Source organism: Methylobacterium sp. CM6246 (assembly GCF_054818005.1).
The window spans coordinates 506705-533434 of the sequence record NZ_JBTXKY010000001.1; the positions used below are offsets into that span (position 1 = coordinate 506705).

At 71.6% G+C, this 26730-nt stretch carries 31 protein-coding genes; 14 read left to right on the plus strand and 17 right to left on the minus strand.

Annotated elements, in window-relative coordinates; all coding sequences use genetic code 11:
* Positions 1-48: 48 nt before the first annotated feature.
* Positions 49-1008 carry a penicillin-insensitive murein endopeptidase gene (mepA, locus tag ACYQPG_RS02610; protein ID WP_147939933.1) on the plus strand — a complete coding sequence of 320 codons (960 nt, stop codon included), beginning with the start codon at positions 49-51 and terminating at the stop codon, positions 1006-1008.
* Between the two features lie 27 nt (positions 1009-1035).
* On the opposite strand, the gene ACYQPG_RS02615 is transcribed toward mepA, so the two are convergent.
* Entirely contained in the window at positions 1036-1425 is a 390-nt protein-coding gene (locus tag ACYQPG_RS02615) for a hypothetical protein (protein WP_461230195.1), read from the minus strand.
* Positions 1426-1782: 357 nt separating this feature from the next.
* On the opposite strand from ACYQPG_RS02615, the gene ACYQPG_RS02620 reads away from it, so the two are divergent.
* The 4 genes from ACYQPG_RS02620 (at position 1783) to ACYQPG_RS02635 (ending at position 3187) form a co-directional block, all read left to right on the plus strand.
* Positions 1783-2085 (plus strand): hypothetical protein, encoded by a 303-nt coding sequence (locus ACYQPG_RS02620; protein WP_246692072.1) that lies wholly within the window; start codon positions 1783-1785, stop codon positions 2083-2085.
* Positions 2086-2092: 7 nt separating this feature from the next.
* Positions 2093-2512 carry a hypothetical protein gene (locus ACYQPG_RS02625; RefSeq protein WP_147939934.1) on the plus strand — a complete coding sequence of 140 codons (420 nt, stop codon included), beginning with the start codon at positions 2093-2095 and terminating at the stop codon, positions 2510-2512.
* Positions 2513-2609: 97 nt separating this feature from the next.
* A complete protein-coding gene (locus ACYQPG_RS02630) occupies positions 2610-2978 on the plus strand; it encodes a hypothetical protein (RefSeq protein WP_147939935.1) in 369 nt (122 codons plus the stop codon).
* Between the two features lie 35 nt (positions 2979-3013).
* Positions 3014-3187, plus strand: a complete 174-nt coding sequence (locus ACYQPG_RS02635) for a hypothetical protein (RefSeq protein WP_187278477.1) — start codon at positions 3014-3016, stop codon at positions 3185-3187.
* 4 nt (positions 3188-3191) lie between these two features.
* Here ACYQPG_RS02635 and msrA read toward each other — a convergent pair whose 3' ends face one another.
* Entirely contained in the window at positions 3192-3848 is a 657-nt protein-coding gene (msrA, locus tag ACYQPG_RS02640) for a peptide-methionine (S)-S-oxide reductase MsrA (protein WP_147909383.1), read from the minus strand.
* Between the two features lie 251 nt (positions 3849-4099).
* Between msrA and ACYQPG_RS02645 the strand changes: the two genes are divergently transcribed.
* The gene (locus tag ACYQPG_RS02645) at positions 4100-4594 is read left to right on the plus strand and encodes a PAS domain-containing protein (protein WP_147909384.1); all 495 of its coding nucleotides are present in this window, start codon (positions 4100-4102) and stop codon (positions 4592-4594) included.
* Between the two features lie 9 nt (positions 4595-4603).
* On the opposite strand, the gene ACYQPG_RS02650 is transcribed toward ACYQPG_RS02645, so the two are convergent.
* Positions 4604-4924: a PetM family of cytochrome b6f complex subunit 7 gene (locus ACYQPG_RS02650; protein WP_147909385.1), complete on the minus strand. Its 321-nt coding sequence runs from the start codon at positions 4922-4924 to the stop codon at positions 4604-4606.
* 191 nt (positions 4925-5115) lie between these two features.
* Between ACYQPG_RS02650 and ACYQPG_RS02655 the strand changes: the two genes are divergently transcribed.
* Both ACYQPG_RS02655 and ACYQPG_RS02660 read left to right on the plus strand, forming a co-directional pair.
* A complete protein-coding gene (locus ACYQPG_RS02655) occupies positions 5116-5793 on the plus strand; it encodes an HAD family hydrolase (protein WP_147909386.1) in 678 nt (225 codons plus the stop codon).
* Between the two features lie 526 nt (positions 5794-6319).
* Positions 6320-6661 (plus strand): hypothetical protein, encoded by a 342-nt coding sequence (locus ACYQPG_RS02660; protein WP_147909387.1) that lies wholly within the window; start codon positions 6320-6322, stop codon positions 6659-6661.
* 11 nt (positions 6662-6672) lie between these two features.
* On the opposite strand, the gene ACYQPG_RS02665 is transcribed toward ACYQPG_RS02660, so the two are convergent.
* The 3 genes from ACYQPG_RS02665 to ACYQPG_RS02675 all read right to left on the minus strand — a co-directional run bounded on the left by ACYQPG_RS02665 (position 6673) and on the right by ACYQPG_RS02675 (position 8909).
* Positions 6673-7392, minus strand: a complete 720-nt coding sequence (locus tag ACYQPG_RS02665; protein ID WP_147909388.1) for an invasion associated locus b family protein — start codon at positions 7390-7392, stop codon at positions 6673-6675.
* A 179-nt stretch (positions 7393-7571) separates the two neighbouring features.
* Positions 7572-7859, minus strand: a complete 288-nt coding sequence (locus ACYQPG_RS02670) for a hypothetical protein (RefSeq protein WP_147909389.1) — start codon at positions 7857-7859, stop codon at positions 7572-7574.
* Between the two features lie 558 nt (positions 7860-8417).
* Positions 8418-8909, minus strand: coding sequence for a P-loop nucleotide/nucleoside kinase family protein (locus ACYQPG_RS02675; RefSeq protein WP_147939936.1), 492 nt, complete (start codon positions 8907-8909; stop codon positions 8418-8420).
* Between the two features lie 434 nt (positions 8910-9343).
* Between ACYQPG_RS02675 and ACYQPG_RS02680 the strand changes: the two genes are divergently transcribed.
* Positions 9344-10225, plus strand: a complete 882-nt coding sequence (locus ACYQPG_RS02680; protein WP_461230196.1) for a hypothetical protein — start codon at positions 9344-9346, stop codon at positions 10223-10225.
* Between the two features lie 31 nt (positions 10226-10256).
* Positions 10257-10511: a hypothetical protein gene (locus ACYQPG_RS02685; RefSeq protein WP_147909392.1), complete on the plus strand. Its 255-nt coding sequence runs from the start codon at positions 10257-10259 to the stop codon at positions 10509-10511.
* Between the two features lie 117 nt (positions 10512-10628).
* On the opposite strand, the gene argH is transcribed toward ACYQPG_RS02685, so the two are convergent.
* Positions 10629-12008, minus strand: a complete 1380-nt coding sequence (gene argH / locus ACYQPG_RS02690; RefSeq protein ID WP_147909393.1) for an argininosuccinate lyase — start codon at positions 12006-12008, stop codon at positions 10629-10631.
* Positions 12009-12050: 42 nt separating this feature from the next.
* On the opposite strand from argH, the gene tlpA reads away from it, so the two are divergent.
* Positions 12051-12692 carry a thiol:disulfide interchange protein TlpA gene (gene tlpA, locus ACYQPG_RS02695; RefSeq protein ID WP_147909394.1) on the plus strand — a complete coding sequence of 214 codons (642 nt, stop codon included), beginning with the start codon at positions 12051-12053 and terminating at the stop codon, positions 12690-12692.
* A 52-nt stretch (positions 12693-12744) separates the two neighbouring features.
* Here the strand turns inward: tlpA and ACYQPG_RS02700 are convergent, their stop codons facing one another.
* On the minus strand, positions 12745-13194 hold the full coding sequence (locus ACYQPG_RS02700) for a type II toxin-antitoxin system VapC family toxin (RefSeq protein ID WP_246692769.1): 450 nt from the start codon (positions 13192-13194) through the stop codon (positions 12745-12747).
* A gap of 116 nt (positions 13195-13310) precedes the next feature.
* Positions 13311-13622: a hypothetical protein gene (locus ACYQPG_RS02705; protein WP_147909395.1), complete on the minus strand. Its 312-nt coding sequence runs from the start codon at positions 13620-13622 to the stop codon at positions 13311-13313.
* Positions 13623-13752: 130 nt separating this feature from the next.
* Between ACYQPG_RS02705 and nhaA the strand changes: the two genes are divergently transcribed.
* Together nhaA and ACYQPG_RS02715 are read left to right on the plus strand one after the other, a co-directional pair.
* Positions 13753-14958 carry a Na+/H+ antiporter NhaA gene (nhaA, locus tag ACYQPG_RS02710; RefSeq protein WP_147909396.1) on the plus strand — a complete coding sequence of 402 codons (1206 nt, stop codon included), beginning with the start codon at positions 13753-13755 and terminating at the stop codon, positions 14956-14958.
* Between the two features lie 50 nt (positions 14959-15008).
* Positions 15009-16763, plus strand: a complete 1755-nt coding sequence (locus tag ACYQPG_RS02715) for a carbamoyltransferase family protein (RefSeq protein ID WP_147939938.1) — start codon at positions 15009-15011, stop codon at positions 16761-16763.
* 52 nt (positions 16764-16815) lie between these two features.
* Here ACYQPG_RS02715 and ACYQPG_RS02720 read toward each other — a convergent pair whose 3' ends face one another.
* From ACYQPG_RS02720 to ACYQPG_RS02740, 5 genes are all read right to left on the minus strand, one after another.
* Entirely contained in the window at positions 16816-17142 is a 327-nt protein-coding gene (locus ACYQPG_RS02720) for a hypothetical protein (RefSeq protein ID WP_147909407.1), read from the minus strand.
* A 179-nt stretch (positions 17143-17321) separates the two neighbouring features.
* Positions 17322-17792 (minus strand): SRPBCC family protein, encoded by a 471-nt coding sequence (locus tag ACYQPG_RS02725; RefSeq protein WP_147909398.1) that lies wholly within the window; start codon positions 17790-17792, stop codon positions 17322-17324.
* Positions 17793-18009: 217 nt separating this feature from the next.
* Positions 18010-18687 carry a haloacid dehalogenase type II gene (locus ACYQPG_RS02730; RefSeq protein WP_147909399.1) on the minus strand — a complete coding sequence of 226 codons (678 nt, stop codon included), beginning with the start codon at positions 18685-18687 and terminating at the stop codon, positions 18010-18012.
* A 162-nt stretch (positions 18688-18849) separates the two neighbouring features.
* The gene (murJ, locus tag ACYQPG_RS02735; protein WP_147939939.1) at positions 18850-20376 is read right to left on the minus strand and encodes a murein biosynthesis integral membrane protein MurJ; all 1527 of its coding nucleotides are present in this window, start codon (positions 20374-20376) and stop codon (positions 18850-18852) included.
* A gap of 381 nt (positions 20377-20757) precedes the next feature.
* On the minus strand, positions 20758-21357 hold the full coding sequence (locus ACYQPG_RS02740; RefSeq protein ID WP_007567646.1) for a superoxide dismutase: 600 nt from the start codon (positions 21355-21357) through the stop codon (positions 20758-20760).
* 391 nt (positions 21358-21748) lie between these two features.
* Between ACYQPG_RS02740 and ACYQPG_RS02745 the strand changes: the two genes are divergently transcribed.
* Positions 21749-22582 carry a hypothetical protein gene (locus ACYQPG_RS02745; protein WP_147939940.1) on the plus strand — a complete coding sequence of 278 codons (834 nt, stop codon included), beginning with the start codon at positions 21749-21751 and terminating at the stop codon, positions 22580-22582.
* Positions 22583-22595: 13 nt separating this feature from the next.
* Here ACYQPG_RS02745 and ACYQPG_RS02750 read toward each other — a convergent pair whose 3' ends face one another.
* From ACYQPG_RS02750 to metK, 3 genes are all read right to left on the minus strand, one after another.
* Complete coding sequence (locus ACYQPG_RS02750) at positions 22596-24362, minus strand: sensor histidine kinase (RefSeq protein WP_461230197.1); 1767 nt, start codon at positions 24360-24362, stop codon at positions 22596-22598.
* Positions 24363-24505: 143 nt separating this feature from the next.
* Positions 24506-25240, minus strand: coding sequence for a tRNA (guanine(46)-N(7))-methyltransferase TrmB (gene trmB / locus ACYQPG_RS02755; RefSeq protein WP_147939942.1), 735 nt, complete (start codon positions 25238-25240; stop codon positions 24506-24508).
* Positions 25241-25435: 195 nt separating this feature from the next.
* Positions 25436-26614, minus strand: a complete 1179-nt coding sequence (metK, locus tag ACYQPG_RS02760) for a methionine adenosyltransferase (RefSeq protein ID WP_147909404.1) — start codon at positions 26612-26614, stop codon at positions 25436-25438.
* Positions 26615-26730 lie beyond the last annotated feature (116 nt).

Here is a 26730-nt window from a genome sequence, read left to right on the forward strand (position 1 = left end):
CCGGTCCGGGCCTGCGCCCGCCCCCTCCGACGGACGAACAGCTCCCGCATGCAGAACCCGTTCACCGCCCCAGGTTTCGGCCCTCGCTTGGGCTTCGGCCTGAAGCCCGGCCTCGCGCTCGCCGCCCTGGTCCTGTCCGTGACCGGCGGGCACGCCCAGGACCGCGGCAGCGTCAACCCGAAGCCGCTGCCGCCGCTCGAGCATCCGGACGCGCCCTCGACCCCGGCCAAGGCCCTGTTCGGCCGCGTCACCCGGGCCTCCGGCGGGCCGGCCCACATCTACGGGTTCTACGCCAAGGGCTGCTTCGCCGGCGGCGAGGCGCTGGCGATGGACGGGCCGAACTGGCAGGTGATGCGTCCGTCCCGCAACCGGATGTGGGGCACGCCGGTCCTGATCGATTTCGTCGAGCGCCTGTCGCAGAAGGCCGCCCGGGTCGGCTGGCCGGGGCTGCTCGTCGGCGACATGGCCCAGCCCCGCGGCGGCCCAATGATCACCGGCCACGCCTCGCACCAGATCGGCATCGACGCCGACATCTGGCTGACCCCGATGCCCGACCACCGCATGAGCCGGGCGGAGCGCGAGGAGACCTCGGCCACCGACATGGTCCGCCGGGACCGCCTCGACATCGACCCCGAGGTCTGGACCCCGACGCACCTGCAGCTGATCAAGCTCACCGCCGAGCAGCCGGAGGTGGAGCGCATCTTCGTCAACGCGGCGATCAAGAAGGCCCTGTGCCGGGACGCCGCGGGCAGCCGCTGGATGTCGAAGGTGCGCCCGATGTACGGGCACAATTACCACTACCATATCCGGCTCTCCTGCCCGGCCGGCCAGGACGATTGCCAGCCCCAGGGGGCGCCCCCGGCCGGGGATGGCTGCGACGACCTGAGCTACTGGTTCTCGGACGCGGTGCTGCATCCGAAGCCGCCCAAGGTGCCGCCGAAGGCCAAGCCCGCCATGACCATGGCGGCCCTGCCGTCCGCCTGCCGGGCGGTGCTCAAGGCGCCGTAGCCTCGCCGGGACCGGGATCGCGGCGGCTCAGTCCAGGCAGCGCGCGAAGTAGAGCTGCCGGATCCGCTCCATGGCCTGATACGCCTCCCCCGGCCTGAAGGTCATGAGCTCCGGGCCGTCGGGGACGCGGCCGAAGAACGACCGGGGGAGATCGACCACGAAGCCGCGCTCGCCCGTGTACAGCCCGTCCCGGTTCTTCACGTTGACCGAGCCGCAGATGATCGACCCGCCGCTGCGGCGCAGCACGGTGACCTTCGCGTCCGGGCTGTTCAGGTGCCGCCCGATCAGGTCGAGGACCGCGCGGGTGTCCGCCGGTCCCAGGGCGGCGCCGGAGCCGTCGTCCACCGTCTGGGCGCGGGCTCCCGACGCGGCGGCGGCCATCGCGAGGCAGAGCAGGGCGGATACGGCTCGGATCATGCGGTGCTGCCTGCGCTCCTCGCGCATCGTCTTCTTCCGAGAGCCGGCGGCCGACATTCGGGACGAGGCTCCAGACGCGCCACGCTACGGGGTGCGAGGCCAGCGGGAAAGCGTGCGATCCGGATTTCGAAGCCACTCCGGACCGATTGCAGCACTATCCATGACGTCATCGCCCACCGACAGAGCCTCACGGGAGGTTTCGGCAGGCTATAACGGCGCCGGTCAATAATAATATGCGCCTTCTATGAGGCCGGAGTCTTATTTTTTCCTGTCGGCTGACGGCTCACTTGTTTCCCGGGACGAACCCGTATGGAACGGGCGGCGTGCCCGTGCGGGCGCGGACGAGGAGATCGCAGCGTGACCCGATGGCTGACGGCCGTGATGATCTCCACCACGCTGATGAGCGCGCCGGCGTGGGCGCGCCTCGGGGTGGACGACAAGGCGTCGCTCTGGCCGCGCGCCTCCAGGGCCGACAAGGTCGATTTCACCGACCGGATGGGCAAGGCGATGCGCACGCTCTCGCCCGATCTCGACAGCCGCTACTTCATGCACTGCCTGGAGGAGACGGCGAATATCGGCGACACCAAGGACCTGACGCTGAACGACATGGTGCGCACCTGCCTGTCGCTGCACGCCCGGGACGCGAAGGATCCGGAATGAGCGCCCGGTGCCGGGCGTGATCCGCCGGGCCGGCAGGGGAATCGCCGGCGCGGCGCTCGGCCTCACCCTGCTCGCAGCCGCGGCGACCGGCGGCCCGGCCCAGGGCCTGCCCGACCGCCCCGGCGCGGCGATCGGTCCGGACGACGCGCAGGCGGTGCTCGCCCTCATCGAACGGGACCTGCGAAGCACAGACGCCCGGCTGGCCGGCCTCCGGCGGGGCCGCGCCGGGGGGATCTGCGGGACGGTCGAGGTCAGGAACCGCATGGGAACCTACACGGGCCCGCGCCCCTTCGTGGCCGATCTCGGTGCCGGGTTCGCCGGGCGGCTGCCGGAGGGCGCCGAACTGCGCAATCCCGGGAGCGCGGCCGACTTCACGAGACTGGAGCGCGCGCGGGCGATGTTCGTGGAGAACTGTATCGACCGGTGATATCCAGGCCCGATCCCAGATCCGCGCCGGACGCGCCCGCCGGATCGGCTGTCGGGATCGCCACACGGCACCGGCGTCCCTGATGGAGTGTTCCCGCATGCGAATCCGCAGCCTGTTGCCGACGACGCTCGTGTTGGCCGTCCTCGCGGCGCCGGCCCTGGGCCAGGCGCCGAAAGAGCCGCCGGCAGAACCGCCGGCCAACGCCCTGAAGGCCGCAAAGCTCGCCGGGCTGGCCGGCTTCGTGAACGTCCATTGCCAGGCGCTGCGGACCGACGGCGACCGCTTCAAGAGCGTGGTCCAGGCGATGGGCGTCGATCCGGCGGACCTCGAGCGCGACACCCTGCTGCTGCAGGCGCGCGCCTACCTCGCCGTCTACGAGAAGGACGTGCCGGCCAGCTGTGCCCGCGCGGACGAGATGTTCGGCCGCACCGGCAAGGTCGTCCCGGGCGTGTTCGTGCCGCGCTGATCGCCGAACCCGGCGCGACGTGCTAGGGCCACCAAATGCCCCGCTGGCTTTTCCTCATCCTCGTCACCGCCCTCGCCCTCTCGGTCGTGGGCGGGGTGCTTATCGTGCTGCGCAGCCCGCGGAGCACCCCCCAGCCCGAAGCGGGCGCCGTCACCGCGCCGGCGGTGCCGGTGCCGGCTGCGCCGACGCGGCCGGGCGGCAACCCGTAACGGCTCAGGCGGCGATCCCGGTCCCCACCGGGCAGCTCACGCCGGTGCCGCCGAGCCCGCAATAGCCCGCCGGGTTCTTGGCGAGGTATTGCTGGTGGTAGCCTTCCGCGAAGTAGAAGTGCTGCAGCGGCACGATCTCGGTGGTGATGTCGGGGAAGTCGCGCGCCCGCAGGGCCTCGGCGTAGGCCGCGCGCACGGCCTTGGCGGTCGCCTCCTGCTCCGGGCCGGTGGTGTAGATGCCCGAGCGGTACTGCGTGCCGACATCGTTGCCCTGGCGCATGCCCTGCGTCGGGTTGTGGCTCTCGAAGAACGTCCGCAGCAGGGCGTCGCGGGGCAGAACCGCGGGATCGAAGGCCACCAGCACGACCTCGTTGTGACCGGTCTTGCCGGTGCAGACCTCCTCGTAGGTCGGGTTCGGGGTGTAGCCCCCGGCATAGCCGACCGCCGTGACGAACACGCCCTTCGGCAGCTGCCAGAACCGGCGCTCGGCCCCCCAGAAGCAGCCGAGCCCGAGCACGATCGTCTCGATCCCCGGGGGATAGGGGCCCTTGAGCGGGTTGCCGTTGACGAAATGGGTCTCGGTGGTCGGGACGGGATTCGGGCGGCCCGGCAGAGCCGCGGCGGGGCTCGGCATCTCGGGGCGCTTGCGGAACAGGAACATCGTCTCTCGCCTTCCGGGGCTCAGGGCTCGATCGGAATATGGGGCCGGCCCGGACGCCAAAGAAGCGGGCGGGAAAGCAGCCGAGACGCTGGGCATGACAGCTTTGGCCGTCTGCAAGAGCGTACAGCCTGCTGGAAACCCGTGCGTCCGTGGCTAATCCCGACCGGAGGACTGGACCGGGCCTGCGAATTCCGGCTTGTAGGCGCAAGGGAGCCGCCCGCACAGGTCGCGGCGTGAGGGGCTGAAGCCGGATGGAGACGGGCTGGACCGCCACGAGCCACGTGCTGGACAATCTCAGGGCGGAATCGAACCGGGGCGACCCGTTCGCCGCGGCCGTGCGGGCGACCCGGATGCCGATGATCGTCACCGATCCCCGGCAACACGACAACCCGATCGTGTTCGCGAACGACGCCTTCCTGACGCTCACCGGTTATTCGCGGCTGGAGGTGACCGGGCGCAATTGCCGCTTCCTGCAGGGGCCGGAGACCGACCCGGCCGCGATCGACCGCCTGCGCGCCGCGGTCCGGCGGGAGGACGACATCAAGATCGACCTCCTGAACTACCGCAAGGACGGCTCGGTCTTCCAGAACGCGCTGTATGTCGGGCCGGTGCGGGATGCGGCCGGGACGGTCGTCTACTATTTCGCGTCCCAGATCGACGTGAGCGAGCACTACGCGCTCACCGCCGAGATCGCGCGGCTGACGGAGGAGCTCGCCGCGGCGCGGGCCCAGCTCGCGGGGCGGTAGGACCGCCGATCAGGGCTTCGTCAGGAACCCGATCGGCTCCCGGCCCGGCTGGCCGAGCCAGAGCAGCACCGCGCCGAGCCCCAGGCCGATCAGCGAGGCCGGGGCCAGGGTGAGCGGCAGGCCCAGGAGGTGCCAGAGCCAGGGCGCCGCCCCCTCGATGCTGCCCTGCAGGGTGCCGGCCTTGTCCTTGGACAGGGTCGCGATCACGTCCGAGAGCGGCGTCACCCGCAGGCCGTTGTTGGCGATCGAGCGGGCGCCGTCATAGACCAGGGCGACGAAGCCGCCGGCCATCAGCAGGAAGCCCAGGACGCGGGCCAGGAAGCGGAACATCGCGGGGTCTTCTGAGCCATGTCTGGCGCCGGGAGGGACGCCCGCCCCGGGAGTATGGGGCCGGGCCGCCGGGTGCAAGCGGCGGCATGCTGCGCGCGGCCTGCGAGCGGTTGCCGGCCCCGGGGGGCCATGCCACAGGGTCGCCCGGCGGGGGCTTGCCGTGAGGATTTCCCCCGGAGGACCGGTCGACCTTGGATGCGCGCGTGAACACACTCGGCCTGGTGATCTTCGATTGCGACGGCGTCCTCGTGGACAGCGAGCCCCTGAGCCTCGCCTGCCTCACCGCCGGCCTGAACCGGATCGGGGTCGCGATCACCTTCGAGACGGTGCGGGCGCGCTTCACCGGCACCTCCATGGTGTCGATCATGGACCACGTCGCGCGCGATTACGGCGTCACCGCGCCCCCGGGCTTCGTGGAGGCGGTCAAGGCCGAGACGCTGGCGCTGTTCGATGCCGAGCTGCGAGCGATGCGGGGCGTCGCCGAGGCGGTCGCGGCCCTGGGCCTGCCGTCCTGTGTCGCGTCGAGCAGCGACCCGGTGCGGCTGCGCCATTCTCTCAGCCTGACCGGGCTCCTGCCGCTGTTCGGCGAGCGCGTCTTCTCCTCGGCGCAGGTCGCCCGGGGCAAGCCCTTCCCGGACCTGTTCCTGTTCGCGGCCGCCCGCATGGGCGCGGGGCCGGACGCCTGCCTGGTGATCGAGGACAGCGTGCCCGGGGTCACGGCGGCCCGAAGCGCCGGCATGCGGGTCGCCGGCTTCACCGGCGGCGGCCATTGGGGGCACGACCCCGCGGGCGCGGACCTGATGACGGCCGGCGCCGACCAGGTCTTCTCGGATTTCTCCGACCTCGCCGCGGTGATCGCCGCCGCCTGACCGATCGCATCTCCCGGAGGCCCGAACCGGACCGGCTTCCTGCCAGGCCGGCCCCGAAAATCGGAACCCCATTCCGTTGACGGACCGGCGGCCGGCGCCCATCTTGATCGTCGCCGAACCGGACGTTTCGCGACCTCCGACGGCCGCGGTGATTTGAGAAGCGTAGCTTGCGCCGCGTCATCAAACGCTAAAGCACTGCGACGGCGCCCGCGCCGCGCGGTCCTTCAGTCTGGAGGACAGTCGATGTCGATCCGAACCGTCTCCCTTCGACGCCCGCTCCGTTCCGTATCCGGCGCCCCGGCCCATCGGTGGCGCTGTCGATGCCGCGTGGGTCTCACGGCAAAACCCGGGATGCGCGCCCGAGCCTGAACCGACCGAGCGTCGGTCCGGCGGCAGCGCATCCGTCACATCGGGGGCGCAAGAGACGCGCGCGCGCCGATCGGCGAGCCCCGAGCCCTTCGACGATCCAAACCATCACCCGCATTCCGGCACGGCCCTGGCGCCGGCCATCGCAGGATTCCGTCCCATGCCCAGTCTCGACATCGCGTTCACGCCGACAGACCGTCCCGACCTCCCCGACACGCTTCCACCTGACGGCACCTTTGCGCCTGACGATCTGGCCCGCCCGGAGCGGACCGAGCCGCCGCGGGTGATCGAGATCGGCGAGATCACCGCCGGCATCGCCGTGCCGGAGGGGCGCGGCGTGCGGTTCTTCTCGTCGGCGCGGGATTTCGACGGGCTCGACGGCGCGGTGTTCCGCAACGCCGAGCAGGCGGCCCGTGCCGCCCGCGAGCGGATTGCAGGCCGCCGCTCAGCCGCCCGTGGCGGTGAGGCTGCGGCTGCGGAGCTCCGGCGCCGCCGGGCCTGACGGGGCGCGCTCTACCGCGCGCACTCGTCCCGGGTGCGCTTCATCGCCTCCGCGAACCCGGCGAGCGCATATTCGTCGCTCGTCGGGTTGCCGCGCAGCGAGGTGGTCTTGATCACCAGCTTCGGGTTGCGCGCGCTCATCTCGGAGACCACCCGGGCCTCCTCGGCGGGGTTCTGCAGCCAGGCATTCCCGTCCTTCACGACGAGGCCGTAGCGGCCGGCGCCGAGGTTGAGGCTCGGGTCCGTCGGGGCCGCGGCGGAGCCCGGCTTGACCTGGGAGGCCGCGGGCTTCGACGGGAAGCCCAACATCACCGCGACCTCGTTCTGGACGTTCTCGCCCTTGCGCACGCTCACGAACAGGTAGGCGGTGTCGCGCTTCAGGGTCTTGGGCGAGCGGGCCTGCGGCTGCGCGATGGCGTAGCAGAGCTTGGCGCGGCCATCGCCGTTCACGAACACGTTCCAGTCGCCGAAGATCGCCACCGGGGTGGCCTGCTGCATCCCGGGTGGGGTCGCGGCCTTCTTCTCGGCCCGCGGCGTCCGCTCCCGGCGCGAGCGGCGCCCGCGCCGGGCGGGGGCGGCATCCGTGAAGCCGTCCGGCTGCGCCTCCTGGGCCTGGGCGACCGACGCGGACAGGCCGACGCTCCCGACAACGGCGCCGACGAGGCCGGTGACGAGACCGGATGCGAGCAGGGCGAGGGCTCCGACCGGGAGCAGGCGGGGGACGCGGACCATCTTCACTTCCTGACGACGGGCGGCCCCATGCGCGGGGCCGGACCGGGGATCGGGAATAGTGAAGCTCGCGTAAGAAGTCGGCAAGATGGCGGCCAAGGTCTTCATCGCGGCCGGGATCTTCGGTCACCGCGATTCGCGGTCGGCCGAAGCGATGGCGGCCCGGCGCGCGGCGGACCGGCTCAGACGGCCCGCACCTCGGCGGCCAGCGCCGCGATCACCGCCGCGGGCACTGGCACGGTCGCGGCCGGCTCGGCCTGTGCGGCGGCGGGCGTGACGGCGTTCGGCTGAGCCGGCGCGGCGCGCTTGCGGGGCGGATCGTTGTAGGGGGTGTTGTAGCCCTTGCGGACGGCCGACCAGTAGGTTTCCCGGGTCAGGCCCGAGCCCGTCAGGGCGGCATCGATCATGGCGGTGGCCCGTGCCGCGAGGTCTGGCACCTCGTCCGGCTTCAGCCAACTCTCGACAGGCATCATGCGATCTCCGATCCACACAGCCGAGCTTCTAACGGACCACACTTAGCCAGAGGGTGAACGCGCGGGCCGGCGGAAGGTTGCGATGCACAAATTTCCGCCGGGCCTGTGGGTTGGTGTGGAGCATCGCCCCCGCCGGGTCGGAGCGGGCGGAGGGAGGCGCAGGGACCGATACCCGGCGCAGCCAATCCTGCCTCGCGGCCGAGGCTGTGTCCGCGTAGGTCGCGCGCGAGGTTGCGATCATCGACGGCATCAAGCCCGGCATGGCCGACGCGCAGCACGGTCGCGTCGTAGCCCACGACGGCGCGCCGGCCGAGGCTGGGCAACGCAGAGACGAAGCGTCCCGGGCGCACGAGCGGGACTTCTGAGAAGTCCCTGATCCGGGTGCCGTATATCATCCCGGATAGGCCGGAGCCGACCGCGGGCCGGACAGCGCGGTGATCCGGCGCAGCGTTCACAGGGCGCGGGATCGGAGGCTCAATGAAGGGCCGACCGGATGATCCCCCGGCTGTCGTGCGACCGCTCCGGAGCCAGCGGCGCCACGCCTCGCGTTCGAGCTCACGGGCGATGGACGACCAGGTCGAAGCCCTCGTCCTGGGTCGGCGCCACGAAGTATTGTGTAAACAGCGCGAATTGCGCGTCGGTAACGGTGAACTCATGCGTGCCGGCCGCATTCCGCGTCCGCAGGCGCGCCCTGCACACGTCATCGGCCACATCGAGATAGTGGAGCCGGTGGGCTGCGCCGGCTTCCTCGAACAGGGTGCGCATCCAGTCCCGGCTGGCGCGCGTGTTGGCGGGGAAATCCAGCACCACCGAGAGCCCGGCCCGGAGCAGGTCGACCACGTGCGGGCCCATCACGCCGCGCAGACGGGTCGAATGGCGGACATAATCGGCCGGGGTGGCCTGTTCGTCGGGATACAGCCGGGCGAGCCAGCGATCCTCGGCCACCACGATGGTGCCGGGCGCCGCGCCGAGGCGGGCGGTGAGCGTCGATTTGCCGGCGGCGATCTTACCGCAGACGAGATGCAGCGTCGCTTGTTGGGCAGGCATGACGGTCGACCTTGGGCACGGCGCACCGGGCGCCAGAGTGTTCACGGGCGGGCAGACCCGGCCTGACGGATCAGGCCGGGCCGTTAATGCGGCTGCGGATCGCAGCGGCCGCGCGGTGAATCGATAAGGTCATGGGCGGCATCTGATAGATCCCGGCGGGCGAGACCAGGGGGCGCCGGGGATGTCAGATCCGAGGTCCCTGAGCCCGAGCGTTTCGGTTTTTGCCAGCATCCCCCGACGAGAGGTAATAAGACCTCACTCTGTTTGTTATGATGACCATCGAGGCTAAAATAGATCTCTGCAAAAGATTTGTTTTAGACGAAACCTGTAAAATCAGCGTCGCGTTTGCAAAATCCTCAAACAAATCGCACATGATGTGGGCCGGCATGACTTGAGTCCGCCGGCGCACGACAGTTCCGCAGGGCAGGATGGCCATGGTTGGATCTGTGAACAGGGTGGCGGCGCCCGAACGGGCACAATGGCCGGGGACGCACAGGGCGGAGCATCCGGGCCTCGTCGGGAATCCCGGCGATGCCGCGCCGGCGACCGGTCCCGGGCCGGAGCCCCAGGCGGGGTCGCCGCTGGCCGCCGCGGAACGGCTGGGCTACGCCAAGCTGTCCCAGATCAGCGGCGTCCTCCTGTCCCTGGCGTCGGCCCGGACCAGCGGACGGGACGTCGCCGCCTCCGCGCTTCAGGCGGCCGGCCAGAAGCTCCGGCGGCTCAAGGCGGAGGCCCTGGCGGCCGCGGCCTCCGGGGACACCAAGGCGGCGGCCCGCATCGCCGAGGCGTTGACCGAGGTGGCCCGGGAGGTCGCCGATGCCGCCCGGGACTACGCCGCCGCCGGCGGGGACGGGGCCCTCACACAGGCGACGCTCGCCGAGGCTGCGGCGGCGATCGATGTCGGCGCGGCGCCCGAGTGGGACGCAGGAAGCTCCGACATGCCGCGGGCTGCGGCGGGCCTTTTCGCGGACGTGTTGAACTCGGCGATGGGCCTGAACGCCGCGGCGGCGGACGATCCGGGCGCGGCCTCCCCGCATCCGGCCGCCGCCGACACGTCCGATCTGCCGCGATCCCCGCTGGAGGACGCACCTTATCCCGGCGCGTTGCTCCGGCACGAATCGGACGATCGGATCGACGACGGCGGCGTCCAGGCCGACGCGCACGCGATGCTGGACGAGGCCCTGGCGCTGAAGCGGACGATGCGGCGGGTCATGGCCCGCCAATCGGCCGCGCCCGCGCGGATCGATCCCGCGATCCAGACCGATATCGCCGCCTCGGGCGCCCGCCCGAGCGGCATCTGGCCTCGCGTCTTCTGACGCGCGCACCGAAACCACAGGATCTCTCGCCATGGACAAGGTCAACGCGACGACAGCCCGGCCCGCCGAGCAGCACGCCGCAGAAGCGCACCGCGCGCAGCAATCCAGCGCGACCGACAGGATCGACAAGCAGGCGGCCGAGAACAAGGTCCGGGACGCCAAGCTGGAGCGCGACGAGCAGGCCAGAAAGGCAATCGACAGCCGGCCGTCGCAGGCGCACCTGAACTTTCAGGCCTCGCTGCATGCGAACCGGAGCGAGGCCGAACTCAAGACCTCATCGTCCTGAGGCCCCCTGGCCGATCCGGCCGAGCCGGCGGGACACCGGCCCAGAGCGCTCGCCGCCGAAGTGGATACCGGTTCGGCGGCGGAGCCCCGATCTCCCGCCCCCGCTGCGGGTGCGCCGTCAGCCGAGCCGTTCGATCCAGCCCTGCGCCTGCGTCCGGACGTTGTCCGGCGCGGTGCCGCCGTAGCTGGTCCGGCTGGCCACCGAGTTCTCGACCCCGAGCACGGCGTAGACCGCGTCGGTGATGCGCGGCTCGGCCTCCTGCATCTCGGGCAGCGACAGGTCCTCCAGTCCCACCCCCTTGGCCGAGGCGGCGCCGACCAGGCGGCCGGTGACGTGATGGGCCTGGCGGAACGGCAGGCCGAGCTCGCGCACCAGCCAGTCGGCGAGATCGGTGGCGGTGGCGTAGCCGGAACCGGCGGCTCGGGCGAGCACCGCGGCGTTGGGCTCCAGGTCCTTCACCATGCCGGTCATGGCGGCCAGGCACAGGGAGAGCGCCTGGAGGGCGTCGAACGTGCCCTCCTTGTCCTCCTGCATGTCCTTCGAATAGGCGAGCGGCAGGCCCTTCATCACGACCAGCAGGCCGGTGAGCGCGCCGATGATCCGGCCGGACTTGGCCCGCACCAGCTCGGCCGCGTCGGGGTTGCGCTTCTGCGGCATGATCGACGAGCCGGTGGTGTAGCCGTCCGACAGCTTGACGAAGTTGAACTGCGCCGAGGTCCAGATCACCAGCTCCTCGGCGAAGCGCGAGAGATGCACGGCGCAGATCGAGGCGGCGGCGAGCGATTCCAGGGCGAAGTCGCGGTCGGCGACCGAATCCAGGGAGTTGGCGGTGGGCCGGTCGAATCCCAACGCGGACGCGGTGGCGTGCCGGTCGATCGGGAAGGACGTGCCGGCGAGCGCCGCGGCGCCGAGCGGGCACTCGTTGAGCCGTGCCCGCGCGTCGCGGAACCGGCCGCGGTCCCGGGCCAGCATCTCGACATAGGCCAGGCAATGATGGCCGAAGGTGACCGGCTGGGCCGACTGGAGATGGGTGAAGCCCGGCATCACCGTGCCGGCGTGCTTGAGCGCCGTGTCCGCCAGCGCCCGCTGCAGGTCGGCGGCCTGCTGGTCGAGGGAGTCGAGGGTGTCGCGCACCCACAGCTTCATGTCGGTGGCGACCTGGTCGTTGCGCGAGCGCGCGGTGTGCAGGCGCCCGGCGGCCGGGCCGACGATCTCGGTGAGCCGGCTCTCCACCGACATGTGGATGTCCTCGAGCTCGCGCTTGAACACGAACCGGCCCGCCTCGATCTCGTCGCGGACGGACTTGAGCCCGGCCTCGATCGCGGCCACATCGTCTGCCGGGAGGATGCCGGCCGCGCCGAGCATCGCCACATGCGCCAGCGAGCCGCGGATATCCTGGGGCGCGAGGCGCTTGTCGAATCCGATGGAGGCGTTGATCTCCTCCATGATCTCCGCCGGGCCGCTGGCAAAGCGGCCGCCCCACATCCGGTTGCTCATGTCGATCCTTCCGCGCCCTGAACGTCCCGAGGGCCGAGCCTGATGCCCGGCCGCACATCCATCCTGGCCGGCGCGGGCCTCGCTGCGCTCGCCGTCCTTGGGACCGCCCTATACGGGAGCGGTCTCCTGCCCGGCAACATGGCCGGGGCGCCCCAGCCCTGCGCGGGGGCAACACAAGCGGTCGCCCGGGTCGATGCGTCCGCCAAGGGCGAGGTCGCCGGCATGCAGGCCGTGACGCAGGCGCGGCCCGCGCCGGAGATCCGGTTCAAGGGGCCGGACGGCGCCGAGACCGCGCTGTCCGACCTCAAGGGCCGGCTGCTGCTGGTCAACCTCTGGGCGACCTGGTGCGCCCCCTGCAAGGCCGAGATGCCGGCGCTCGACCGCCTCCAGGCGGAACTCGGCGGCCCCGATTTCACGGTCGTGGCGATCAACGTCGACACCCGCAACCTCGACAAGCCGCCGGAATGGTTGAAGCAGGCTGGCATCCACGCCCTCGCCTTCTACGCCGACCCGGGCGGGCGCGTGCTGCCCACGATCCAGCGCGACACGCAATCCCCGGGCCTGCCGACCACGATGCTGATCGACCCGCAGGGCTGCACCATCGGGGTGATGAAGGGCCCCGCCGCCTGGTCGAGCCCGGACGGGCTGGGGTTGATCCGCGCGGTTTTGGGGCGGACGTCCTGAAGCATCGTTCCGAAAGGTGGCCGCCAGCTTTCGGAACGATGCGCTCGAGGGTTCAGGTGCGCTCGTAAGTGAGGAACCGCCCCTCCGGCGCCAGTTGCTGGATGAGATCGAAATCCTCGCGATTGGCCGTCAGAACGGGAAGGCCAGCCCGCGCGGCGGTCAGGAAGATGAGCGCATCGGCGAGGCAGGCCGTGCGCTGATGCCTCTGGTAGCTCTGGAGGCGCGCGAGGGTGCCGGCGACAAGTCCGGCATCCGCGAAGGTCTGTGCGTCGGGCGCCAGCAGGCGCGTCTCCGGTATGCGGCTGAAGAGTTCGGCATAGTGATCGCGCAGCGCCGCCCAGTTCGGTCCGTGCGGATCGGCGGCGGCCACCCCGACCGACAGTTCGGCGAGAGCGACGGCACAGTGAAACAGCAGCGCCCGCTCGATGAGCCGGTGCAGCGCCTCGGGCAGCCTGCCGGCAGCGCTATGGATATAGACACCCGTGTCCAGGACGAGGGCCACAGGCGTCGCCGCGTCGAAGGTCGTCCAATCCGGGCGTTCGCTCTACGGACGCGGAACGAGGCGGACGCTTCGCTTGTCCGGCTTGCGCCGCCGAAGCGCGCCACGCAGGTCCACGCTCAATGGGAGCCGGTGTCGAGATCGTGGTCTGCCCCGAGCCGTCCCGCCGTGCGACCGAGAAAATCCGCGACGGGATCGGATTGAGCCAGGAGCGCCAGGGCGACCATGCCGAGTTCGGTTGTCGACGTGATCCCAGCCTCCCGCTTGGCGGCATCCACCAGGGCGGGCGGCACACGGAAGCTCACGTGCTCGGACGTCTCTCCATCGAGCAGCCCGGCTTGCCGCGCTTCCTCCAGCACGGTGGCATGGATTCGCGCGGATGGCCGCGGCGCCCGCTTCCGCTGCACGGATGTGGTTTTCGGTACAGCCATTCCCTGCACCTCTCCCTCTCGAACGGCGGCAGGATAGCGCAAGGACCGATACACGGACAGATGGCGGCCCGCCCCGCCTCTTGCCGTCACCTCTTGCCCCCGCTCGCAAACCACGCCAAGCCTGCCCGCGATGAAGCCGCCTCCGAATCCCGGCCGTGCCCCATCGGCCCGCGGTCCGCGCCCGCTCTCGGCCATCCGCACCATGCTCGCGAGCGAGGCCGCGGGTGGGCTGATCCTGATGGCCGCGGCGGCGCTGGCCCTCGTGGTCGCCAACGGCCCGTTCGCTGCCGCTTACGCGCACGGGCTCCACGCCGCCCTCGGGCCGATGAGCGTGCAGCACTGGATCAACGACGGCCTGATGGCCGGGTTCTTCCTGCTGGTCGGGCTGGAGATCAAGCGCGAGGCGCTCGACGGGCGGCTGCGCACCTGGCCGGACCGGGTGCTGCCCGGCATCGCGGCGTTCGGTGGCATGGCGATGCCGGCCCTGGTCTACGCGGCGGCCAATCTCGGCGCCGGGACCCTGCGCGGCTGGGCGATCCCGGCGGCGACCGACATCGCCTTCGCGCTCGGCGTCCTGGCGCTGCTCGGCAAGCGGGTGCCGGTCTCGCTCAAGATCTTCCTGAGCGCCGTGGCCATCGTCGACGACCTCGGCGCCGTGGTGGTGATCGCGCTGTTCTACGGCTCCGGGCTCGATGCCGGGATGCTGGGGCTCGCCGCCCTCGTGCTCGCCGGCCTCTACGGCCTCAACCGGGTGGGCGTGACCTGGCTGCCGGTCTACCTGCTGCTCGGCCTGGTGCTGTGGGTGCTGGTGCTGCGCTCCGGGATCCACGCCACCGTGGCCGGCGTGCTGCTGGCGCTCACGATCCCGATCCGGGTGAGCCCCGGCCGGCCGGAGGACGTCAGTTCGCCGCTGCACCGCCTGGAGCACGCCCTGGCGCCCTGGATCACCTACCTGGTGGTCCCGGTCTTCGGCTTCGCCAATGCCGGCGTCGACCTGACCGGCCTGACGCTCGACGCCCTGCTCCAGCCGGTGACGCTCGGCATCGCCGCCGGGCTGTTCCTGGGCAAGCAGGCCGGCGTGTTCGCCAGCCTGCGGCTCGCGGTCGCGCTCGGATGGGCGCAGCGCCCGGCCGGGGCCGGCTGGGGCCAGGTCTACGGCGTCGCGGTCCTGTGCGGGATCGGCTTCACCATGAGCCTGTTCATCGGCGGCCTGGCCTTCGCGGATCCGCAGCACGAGACCGCGGTGAAGCTCGGCGTGCTCGCGGGCTCGGCCCTGTCGGGACTCGCCGGGGCGGCGATCCTCCTGCTGGTGCCTCGCCCCGCGGCCATCCGGTAGCGGCCGCCCCCGGGCTCCGTTGCGCGCGAAAATGCGCTACCCGCCTATCCATGCGGTTCTATCTCGGCCTCGCCACGACCTTCCACGATCCAGCGCTCGCCCTCGTCGGGCCCGATGGCGCCGTGCTGTTCGCCGAGGCCACGGAGCGCTTCCTCCAGTACAAGCGCGCCCCGAACTGCGAGCCGGACATCCCGGCCCGGGTGACCGGCCTCGTGCAGGCCTACATGCCGGCCGGATCGGAGATCGTGGTCGCCTCGTCCTGGGGGGCCCAGTTCGCCGACTTCCTGCGCGGGCAGGCGGGGGCCGGCGCCTTCGACCTGATGGCGCTGTCCGCCCACACCACGGCGCTCAACCGCTCCTTCGTACCCGAGCAGGCCGAGCGGGTGTTCATCGCCGACCTCCACGCCGCGCAGGCGCGGGCCGGCCACGGCACCCTGCTGGCCCTCAACCAGGAGGCGCGGATCACCGGGACGCCGCGCGCGACGATCGCCGGGCAGCGGCGCTACCCGCACCATCTCTGCCACGCCGCCTACGGGCTGTGGGGCAGCCCGTTCGCGGAGGCCACCGCCCTGGTGGTCGACGGCATGGGCGAAACCGGCGCGGTCGCGATCTACCGGTTGCGGGACGGCCGGCTCACGGAGCTGCGCCGCCACCGCGGACGCGGCTCGCTCGGCTTCCTGTACGGGCTCGTCACCGATCTCGCCGGCTTCGACCAGGTGAAGGGCGAGGAATGGAAGATCATGGGGCTCGCCCCCTACGGACGCCCCGACCCGGAGCTGGCCGCCCTGCTGGCCCGCCTCTGCACGGTCGAGGCCGGGCGCCTGCGCTTCGCCGAGGCCGCGACGATCCAGGCGGTCGCCGCCGAACTCCGCGCGCGCCGCCCCGCGGACGCCCGGGAGCAGGGCTGGGCCGACCTCGCCCGCTGCGGCCAGGATTTTTTTGGGACTTTGATGGATGTGCTGGTGGCCGAGGCGGCGGCCCTCGGCCCCTCCGAGAACCTCGTGATCGCCGGGGGCTGCGGGCTCAACTCGTCGTATAACGGCCGGGTGCTCGGCCGCTCCGGCTTCACCCGGCTGCACGTCCCCTCGGCGCCAGCCGACGACGGCAACGCCGTGGGCGCCGCGTGGCTCGCCTACGCGGAGGACCATCCGGACTGGGCCGGCCCGCCCGCGGCCTCGCGCCCGCTGACGCCCTATCTCGGCTCCCGGGTCTCCACCGCCCCGATGGAGCGGCTGGCCGAGCAGGAGCCGCGGGCCCGGCGCGTCGGCCACGCGGAGGCGACCCGGGCCGCCGCCGAAATCCTCGCCGCGGGCGGCCTCGTCGGCTGGGTGCAGGGCCGGGCGGAGTTCGGCCCCCGGGCGCTCGGCAACCGCTCGATCCTGGCCGATCCGCGGCCGGAGGGCGCCAAGGACGCGCTGAACGCCAAGGTGAAGTACCGCGAGGCGTTCCGGCCGTTCGCGCCCTCGATTCTGGCGGAGGCCGGGCCGGACTGGTTCGAGGATTACGCCGACAGCCCCTACATGGAGCGCACGCTGGTCTGGCGCGCGCCGGTCCGCGCCCGCGTGCCGGCGGTGGTCCACCAGGACGGCACCGGCCGGCTCCAGAGCGTCACGCCGGAGCGCAACCCCGCCTACGCGGCGCTGATCCGCGCCTTCGCGGACATTACCGGGGTGCCGATCCTGCTCAACACCAGCTTCAACGTGATGGGCAAGCCGATCCTCGACAGCGCGGAGGACGCCATCCTGATGTTCTACACCACCGGCCTCGACGCCCTCGTGGTCGAGGATTGGCTGGTGGTGAAATAGGACGCGCCGCGCCCCGGGGGACGCGGCGCGGACGCGACGACGGGAAAGAGAATTACTCGCAGACTTCAACGCGGCGGTAGGTGAACTCGCCGTCGCCGAGCCATTCCTTGCGGCGCTCGTAGTGGCAGATCGGGCCGCGGCGCTCGCGCACCACGACGGTCTCGGGCTCCTCGACCAGCACCCGGCGCGGGCGGTACTCCGGCGGGGGCGGCGGGGGCTGGTTGGCGCCGTTGACCAGGGCGCCGCCGACCACACCGCCGACCACGCCGGCCGCGAGGCCGCCGAGGATCGCGCCGGTCTGGTCGCGGGCGGTGGCCGGGGCGACGGCCCCGAGCACCAGGGAAGCGGCGAGGGCTGCGGCCCCGGCGCGGATCGTCATGAAGGAACCGTTCGTGGCCACGCGCTAAGTCTCCCGTCCGTGTTGAGGATGATCCAACACCGGGACGATTAAAAATCTCCGAAGCTGCGCAATTCGATCGCGTACCCGTTGTGCCGCCGGCGGGCGGGCGGCGGCAGCGGAGCGCCTCCGCCCGCTGCCGCCGCGACCTTACCGCACCGTCACTGCGCCTTGGCGGCGATGCCCTTCAGCCCGGACTCGTACACGCCCGCGATGGCCTCCTGCGCCTTGGGATCGGGGGCGCCCTTGGCCTTGAACGTGCCCGTCCAGGTCACCTTGGAGCCGTTGCCGGCCTTCGCGACCATGAGGGTCGAATGATAATCCGTGACGGGCAGCGGCCCCTCCAGGATCGTGTAGGTGTAGGCCATCTTCGCGTCGTCGCGGGATTCCTGCTCCTCGACGATGGTGCCGCCGCCCTTCAGGCTGAGGGTGCGGACATCCTTGGCGCCCTTCTTGGACGGGACGCATTTCTCGATCGCGGGATGCCAGTCGCCGATCCCGCAGAACCCGCCGATGGTCTTCCATACCGCCTCGGGCGACGCGGCGACGTCGACCGACTTGGTCACGTCCAGGGCCCAGGCCGGGCCCGCCACGCCGACGCAGCATGCGGCTGCCAACACTATGCGCTTCATCAGACGTTCCCTCGCGCTCGACGCTCACAAGGCTGGCGTCCGAGTCAGGGGCGAACCGAGTGCGCGGGCGGCACGTTGCAAGCGCGACTTTAGTCCAACATGCAGGGGCTTGAGACGCAGGGGCCCAAGATGCAGGGCCCAAGGTGCAGGGCCCAACATGCAGGCCCCCCAAGATGCAGGGCCCCGGGGCGCGGCGAGGCGCCCCGGGCGGCTCTGCTCAGAGCAGCCCGTCGAGCGAACCGATCACGCCCGTGGGCGCGAGATCCGCGTACTCGTCGGGCAGCCCCCGGCGGTTCACCCAGGCGGTCCGGAACCCGAACGCGTTGGCGCCCGCCACATCCCAGCGGTTGGACGAGCAGAACAGCACGTCCGCCTCCCCGACCGCGAGCCGGACCAGCGCGATCCGGTAGGCGTCCGGGTGGGTCTTGAACACCTGCGCGTCGTCCACCGAGAGCACCGCGTCGAGATGGTCGGCGAGCCCCGCCGAGGCCACGGCGCGGTCGACCATCGCGGCGTTGCCGTTGGTCAGGACCGCCGTGCGGAGGCCGCGCTTGCGCAAGGCCGCCAGCACGCCCGGCACCTCGGGATAGGCATCGAGGTCCCGGTAGGCGTCGAGGAGCTTCTCGCGCAATCCGGGATCCACCCCCGGATGGACCGCCAGCGCGTAGTCGAGGGCGCGCACCGTGAGGTCCCAGAAGGCGGCGTAGCGGCCCATCAGCGACAGCGTCCAGCTGTATTCGAGCTGCTTGTTGCGCCAGACCTCGGAGAGGTGCTCGGCATCCGGCCCGACCGCGTCGGCGTAGCGCTGGACCGCGGCGCTCACGTCGAACAGCGTGCCGTAGGCGTCGAACAGGACGGCCTTCACGCCCGCGAGCAGGTCCTTGGCGTCGGTCATGGCGTTCCTCACTGGCCCCTACGGGCGATCTGGGACTCGAAGGCGCGGCGGCGAGCCCGGCTCGCCCGGCCGATCGTTCTCGGATTTCGTCCGAACACGGATATCCGGACGATGGTCTACAGCATCGTCCCGAAAGGGGCCGCCGGCTTTCGGAACGATGCCCTAGGCCCGGCGCAGGCGCAGGCCGAACAGGTGCAGCAGCCCCGCCAGCAGGCCGCCGTAGACGAGAGCCCCGGCCAGCCCGAGCAGGGCCAGGACAGCGATCTCGCGCCCATGCGCCAGGGCCGGCACCAGCGCCTCGGCCAGCCCCTGGCCGTAGACGGCCACCCCCGCCAGCGCCAGGCAGGCGAGCCCCACGCCCAGCACCGTGAGGCCGAGGGTGCGGCCGGGCGCCGTCCAGCCGCGGCGGCGGGCCAGGACGACCAGCAGCAGCAGGTTCACCCACTGGCTGACCGCGGTGGCGAGCGCCAGGCCGGTGACGCCGTAGGGCCCGGTGAGCCAGAGCTTGAGCGCGACGTTGACCCCGATCGCCGTCAGCGACGCCCAGAGCGGGGTCCTGGTGTCCTGGCGGGCGTAGAAGCTCGCCACCGCGCTGCGCACCAGCACCACGGCGGGCAGGGCGAGCCCGTAGGCGGCCAGCACCGAGGCGGCCCGGGCGGCATCCTCGGCCCCGAAGGCGCCACGCTGGAACAGCGCCGCCATGATCAGGCCCGGGATGGTCAGGAACGCGACCATGAACGGCGCCGACAGGGCCAGGGAGAACCCCGCCGCCCGGTTCTGCGCCGCATGCGCGCCGGCGACGTCGCCGGAAGCGATCCGCCGGCTCATCTCCGGCAGCAGCACCGTGCCGGCCGCGATCGCGATCACCCCGAACGGCAGCTGGTAGAGCCGGTCGGCGTAGTACAGGGCCGAGACCGCACCTGTGGGCAGCCAGCTGGCGATGATCGTGTCGGCGAAGGTCGCGATCTGGAAGCCCGCCGCCCCGATCACGGCGGGCCCGAGCACCACGAAGAACCGCTTCAGCGCCGGGTCGGAGCGCGGCACGGCCAGATCCGGCATCACCCGGGCGCGGCGGCAGCCCCACCACAGCAGGCCGAACTGCAGCACCCCCGAGACCGCGACGCCCCAGGCGGCCGCGTAGGCGGCGTTGGGGAACAGGAAGCTGAGCGACAGGGCCGCCAGCATCGTGAGGTTGAGCAGCACCGGGGCGCCTGCCGCCACGGCGAAGCGCCGGTGGGCGTTGAGGATGCCCGACAGCAGCGTCACCAGCGTCATGAACAGCAGGTACGGGAAGGTGATCCGGGTCAGCGCCACCGCGAGCTGGAAGCGCTCGCCGTCCTCGGCGAAGCCCGGCGCCAGGGCGTGCACCACCCAGGGCATCGCCGGCAGGGCGAGGTTGAGCAGCACGAGCTGCACGATCAGCATCAGGGTGAAGACGCGGTCGGCGAAGTGATGCGCCTCGCCGGAGCTGCCCGCCTCGGCGAGCCCGGCATAGGCCGGCACGAAGGCGGTGTTGAACGCCCCCTCGCCGAAGATCGCGCGGAAATGGTTCGGCAGCCGGAACGCGACCACGAAGGCGTCGGCCATCGGCCCCGCGCCCATCACGGCGGCCATCACCACGTCCCGGGCAAAGCCGGTGACGCGCGAGACCAGGGTCCAGCCGCCCACCGAGAGGATGGAGCGGATCATGGACGAGACCCCACCCTCACCCCCCTGCGGGGGAGGGTAGCCCCCGGAGAGGGTCGGGAGAGGGGAGCAGCGCGCCTTGAAGGAGCGCGACGGGAGCCACATCCCCCATCGTCGCGCGCCCCCCCGTGCGGGACTTCGGCACGATCCGGCCCGGCCTGACGGCCGGCCCACCCTCCCCCGCGGAGTGGGGACGGTGAGGACGCACAAATCGTCGAGGTCGTCCTGCGGCGCGATGCGGTCCTACGGACTGGGCTGGAAATGACCTGTTACCCCGGTACAGCCCGGGTCAGCCCGGGAGCCGCATCAAGAGCCGCTTTTGTCCGCCATCTCAAGGGCGCCGCGGACACGATCGGCCCGCGGCGCCGGCTCATCCGAAGGGGCTCAGGCGGTCGCCTCGCCGTACATCTTCTCGACGTGCTCCCAGTTCACCAGGTTCTCGATGAACGCCTTGAGATAGTCGGGGCGGCGGTTGCGGTAGTCGATGTAGTAGGAGTGCTCCCACACGTCGACGCCGAGGATCGGCTTGGCGCCGTGGACCAGCGGGTTCTCGCCGTTGGGGGTCTTCAGGATCGCGAGCTTGCCGTCCTTGACGGCGAGCCAGGCCCAACCCGAGCCGAACTGGCTGACGCCCGCCTGGATGAAGTCCGCCTTGAACTTCTCGGCCCCGCCCAGATCCTCGTCGATCTTCTTGGCGATCGCACCGGGGATCGCGCCGCCGCCATTGGGCTTCATCCACTGCCAGAAGTGGATGTGGTTGTAGTGCTGGCCGGCATTGTTGAAGAGCGGCTGATTCGTGTTGTAGGCGGCCTTGACGATCTCCTCGACGCTCTTGCCCTGGAGATCCGTGCCCTCTAGCAGCTTGTTGCCGGTATCGACGTAGGCCTTGTGGTGCTTGTCGTGGTGAAACTCGAGGGTTTCCTTCGACATGTACGGCCCGAGCGCGTCGTAGGCGTAGGGCAGTTCCGGCAGCGTAAAGGTCATAGGGTCTGTCTCCGCTTGAGGCACGATGCGGAAGAGCCGGGTCCGGCGTTCCGCGCTCACCGTGCGATAACAAGGAGCTGGAGCCGGCTGTGTTTCACGGGAAACAGCAGCCCGCGCCAGCCATGGGCGGCCTCGTCCCCGGCGGGGGCTTCCGGGTCACGACTCGCTAGGTAAGTCGGTGCCCGCGCGACGGCAACGCCGTTGCGGCCAGGCTTGGCGCGAAGTTCCGGCGGATGCGTGCCCCACCGCTTCGGACGTCCGGCCCGACACGCGCCGAAAACCGGTATTCCCGGGCAATCTCGCCACCGGGTTTTGCAATATGACCGCAAGGCCTTACTGTGCGCCACGCCGTAAGCGTCGGCGGTAAGCCGGCCCGTTTCTCGAGAGTAACATGATCGCTGCGCTGTTTGCGCTCGCCGCCGCCATGGCCATCGGGGGCTGCGCCGCCGTGATCCAGGGCTTTCCCTATGTGCGTCTGGAGAGCGGCCTCGCGATGGTGATCGCGGGATCGGTCGCGGCCTCGTCGGGCGCGGTGCTGTTCGGGATCGGCGTGCTCGCCCTGGTGTTCCGGCGGCTGGAGCGGACGATCGGAATGCGGCCGGCCCTGAGTTCGGCCCCCTCCGGCGCCGCCGTGGAGAGCGCCCCGCGGCTGCCGCCGGTGCTGCCGGCCGCCCCCGCCTTCATCGTGCCGCCGATCGTCGAGCCGGCCTTCGATCCCGAGCGGCCGCGGATCGAGCCCAGCCTGCGCCTGTCCGGGGACATGCCGCCCGCGCCGGCCGAAGCTCCCAGAATCGCGGAGCCGCAGAGGCCGGCCGCGGTCGAGTCGGATTTCCCGATCCAGGCCTTCCCCACCCTTCCGGTGACGGATCCGGAGCCGCCCCACCGGCCCGCCCCGGACCCGATCGCGGCCGCGATGGCCGAGCGCAGCCCGGAGGACGACCTGTTCGCGGCGCCGGAAGCGCCGCCGCAACAGCCGGTGCCGGCCCCGGAGCCCCCGGCCCTGCGCCCGGGCCTCGACGCGGCGCCGGATCCCGAGCCCGACGCGAAGCCCGAGACCCGCACCGTCGTGGGGCGCTACGCCTCGGGCGGGAACACCTACGTGATGTTCGAGGACGGCTCGATCGAGGCGGAGACGCCGCAGGGCCGCTTCACCTTCGCGTCGCTGGACGAGTTGAAGGCCTTCGTGGACGGCGGCGGCGAATCCGGCGCGCGCGGCGCCGCCTGATGGGTCGCACCCGTCAGGCCAGCGGGTTGAGGCTGTCGTTGCGCGGTGGGATCGGGGCCCGCATGGTCAGGCTGAAGCCCTCCGGGTCGTAGTCGGTCTCGACCTCGGCCTGGACCTGGGTGATCAGCACCCGCTGCAGCAGGCGCGAACCGAAACCCTGGCGGCTCGGTGGCTGGACCGGCGGCCCGCCGGTCTCCCGCCAGTGGAACAGCAGGATCCCGGCCGGCCCCCCGGGCTCCAGGGTCCAGGTCACCGCGACCCGCCCGGTGCGGTTCGAGAGCGCCCCGTACTTGGCCGCGTTGGTGGTGAGCTCGTGGATCGCCATGCCGATCGGCACCGCGATCTCGGAGGGCAGGTCGATCGCCGGGCCGTCGAGGCTGATCCGCCCCTCGGCCCCGCCGTCGGGCGTCACCTCCGCGTAGGGCTTCAGCTCGCTGAGCAGCAGGTTCGTGAGCGAGGCGGTCTGCCAGGTATCCTCGGTGAGCACCGCATGGGTGTGGGCGAGCGATTTGATCCGCCCGACGAAGGCCTCGTAGAAGCTCTCGATGCTCGAGGCCGTGCGCGCCGTGGAGCCCACGATGGCCTGCACGGTGGCGAGCGTGTTCTTCACCCGGTGGTGCAACTCGCGGATCAGCAGGCTCTGGCGTTCCTCGGCGATCCGCCGGTCGGTCACGTCGGCGACCACGCCGATCAGGCGCCGCGGCAGGCGCTCGGGGGCGTCCCGCTCGAACCGGCCGGCCATGTCGATGGTGCGCCACGCCCCGTCGGATTTCCGCCGGATCCGGCCGCCGATCTGCAGGATCCCGTCCTCGCGCAGCGCCTTCGAGATCGCGTGCCGGACCCGAGCCCGGTCGTCCGGGTGGAGGATGTCGCTCAGGAACTCGTTCTTGCCGATGGTCCCATCCTCGGGCGCGTGCCCGAAGATCTCGTACATGTGCTCGTTCTCCCAGATCGCCTGGTCCTCGAGCATGTGCCACTCGAAGATGCCGAGCTTGGCGATCGTGGTCGCCACCCGCAGGCGCTGGTCGCGCGACAGGATCTCGTCCCGGGCCTCGACCCGGGTGGTGATGTCCTGGACGACGCCGACCATGCCGGACCAGGTCTCGAGCGCGTCGCGATCGGGACCCGCGCCAGATCCGTGAGGGGCCGCGCCGTCGCGTCCCGGCACGGTCTGCCCCCGCACCCGCAGGATCACGGTGCGCCCGGCCACGGTCACCGGCGTATCGAAATGGTAGGATTCACCGGCCCGGCACGCCTCCGAGACGGTGGCGCGCAGGCGCGCCAGCTCCGGATCGGACAGGCCACTCTTGAGTTCGTCCCACGGCACGGACCGCCCCGGCTGGCGCCCCAGGATCCGGGCGGCCCGGCGCGACAGGGTCAGCAGGCCTGTCGCCCGGTCCCAGCGCCATTCGCCGAGGCCGGCGGTCGCCAGCGCCTCGCGGTTCGCCTCGGAATGCGCGGCCGCGTCCGCGTCCGCGGCCTCGACCACGAGGGTCCGGCCGGAGCGCCGCACCCGCACGTCGATCGCGGTCCCGTCCGCCCGGCGCCAGCCCTGGATGCCGTCATCCAGACCCTCGGGCCCGTCCTCCGCGAGCAGATCCGCGGTGGCGCGGCCGGCCAGGCTGCCCGGCGGCCAGCCGAGCAGGTCATGCAGAACCCGGTTGGCCGCGTCGATCGCCGCCGCGTCCACTGAGAGCACGACGAGGCCGATCGCGGCATCGTCGAAGCCCGCGCGATACGGGTCGTCCGTCGCCGGGTCCTGCCCCACGCTCTCGCCCACTCGGAAAAACCCTCGAACGCGCCGCGGCGCGCTCCCGCACGAGATGCCCCCCTGCCGCGGTCCCGACCGCGAAGGCGCCGCAGGATGGCGTCCGAGCGTGGCCGTGGCAAGGCGTCCCGCTTCAGCTGCGGCGACCCGTCCGCTCAGCGCGGCCCGCGGGAGAACTCCAGATAGGTCGGGCGCCGCCCCGCCGCCAGCGCCTTCGCCTCGTAGCGGGTCCCGGGCCAGCCCGGGAACGGCCGGGTCCAGTCGCGCGCGTCCGATGCCGTCCAGGTCAGGACCGGGCAGCGGGCGGCCCGGACCAGGGTCCAGCCGGCGTAGTCGTCGATGTCGCTGGCGAAGCGGAACAGGCCGCCATCCTTCAGGACGCGGCCGATCTCCGCCAGGGAGGCGTCCGAGACGAAGCGGCGCTTGCGCTGGCGGCGCTTCGGCCAGGGATCGGGATAGAGCAGGTAGACCCGGTCCAGGCAGGCGTCCGGCAGGCCCGCCAGCAGGGCGGTGACGTCCTCGTCGCGGATGCGCACGTTGCGCAAGGACCGCGCCTCGATCGCGGCCAGCAGCTTGACCACGCCGTTGACGAACGGCTCCGCGCCGATGATCCCGATCCCGGGATGCGCCTCGGCCTGGGCGGCGAGGTGCTCGCCGCCGCCGAAGCCGATCTCGAGCCAGACCGCCTCCGGCGCGCCGCCGAGGGTCGGGAACAGCGTGCGCGGATCGAGCGGGCCGTCGTCCGCCGGGAGATCGACGCGGAGCGCCGGCAGAAGCTCGGCGAGGCGCCGCTCCTGCAGGCCGCGCAGGCGCTTGCCCTTGCGCCGCCCGAAGAAGGCGCGCTCCGGCTCGTCGGCCTCATGGCCGGGCCGTCCGTTGAGGTCAGACATCGATTACCAACGCGTCGTCCGCGCACCGGGCGGGGACGGGGTTCCAGGGGCTCACGACCCCGAAGCAGGGCTCTGCCCTGGACCCGCGAAAGGTCCAAGACCTTTCGAAACCGGGACTCACGAAAGCGCCAGCGCGCCGTCCCGGATGGAGGACGACGCGCTGGCGGGTAGTTCGGCGCTGGAGCGCGGGCTGCCTTACGACAGCGCCGACTTCAGCTTCTGAGCGAGGTCGGTGCGCTCCCAGGAGAAGCCGCCATCGGCCTCGGGGGCGCGGCCGAAATGGCCGTAGGCCGCGGTGCGGGCGTAGATCGGCTTGTTCAGGCCGAGCGCCGTGCGGATGCCGCGGGGCGACAGGTCCATGGCGTCCATCAGGACGGATTCGAGCTTGGCCTCGTCGACCTGGCCGGTGCCGTGCAGGTCGACGTAGATCGACAGCGGCTTGGAGACGCCGATCGCGTAGGCGAGCTGGATCGTGGCGCGCCGCGCCAGCCCGGCCGCGACCACGTTCTTGGCGAGGTAGCGGGCCGCGTAGGCCGCCGAGCGGTCGACCTTGGTCGGATCCTTGCCCGAGAAGGCGCCGCCGCCGTGCGGAGCCGCGCCGCCGTAGGTGTCGACGATGATCTTGCGGCCGGTGAGGCCGCAATCGCCGTCCGGGCCGCCAATCACGAACTTGCCGGTCGGGTTGACGTGCCAGACGGTGCCCTCGTTGACCCAGCCCTGCGGCAGGGCCGCCCGGATGTAGGGCTCGACGATGGCGCGCACGTCGGCCGAGTCCAGGGACTCGTCGAGATGCTGGGTGGAGAGCACGATCTGAGTCGCCTCGACCGGGCGGCCGTTCTCGTAGCGGACCGTGACCTGGCTCTTGGCGTCGGGCCCGAGCTTGGCGGCATCGCCCTCGCCCTTCTTGCGGGCGTCGGCGAGGTCCTTGAGGATCTTGTGGGCGTAGAACAGCGGCGCCGGCATCAGCTCCGGGGTCTCGTCGGCGGCGTAGCCGAACATGATGCCCTGGTCGCCCGCGCCCTCGTCCTTGTTGCCGGCCGCGTCGACGCCCTGGGCGATGTCGGCGGACTGGGCGTGGAGGTAGATCGCGACCTCGTTGTGCTTCCAGTGGAAGCCGTCCTGCTCGTAGCCGATGTCCTTCACGGCCTGGCGGGTCAGCTCCTCGAGGTTCTCGAAGGTCACCGAATCCGGGCCGCGCACCTCGCCCGCGATGACGACGCGGTTCGTGGTGGTCATGGTCTCGACCCCGAGCCGGGCCTCCGGCATCGCCGCGATGTAGGCGTCCACCACCGTATCGGAGATGCGGTCGCTGACCTTGTCGGGATGGCCCTCGGAGACCGACTCACTGGTGAACAGGTAGTTGGAACGCGGCATCTGGACGGATCCCGATCACGGGTACGCCGTCGCGATCGCGGCGTTCGACCCTTATGGGGTCGGGGTTCTCGCACCCGGTCGGAGGACGGTCAAGGCGGATCGCCGAACAGATCCGC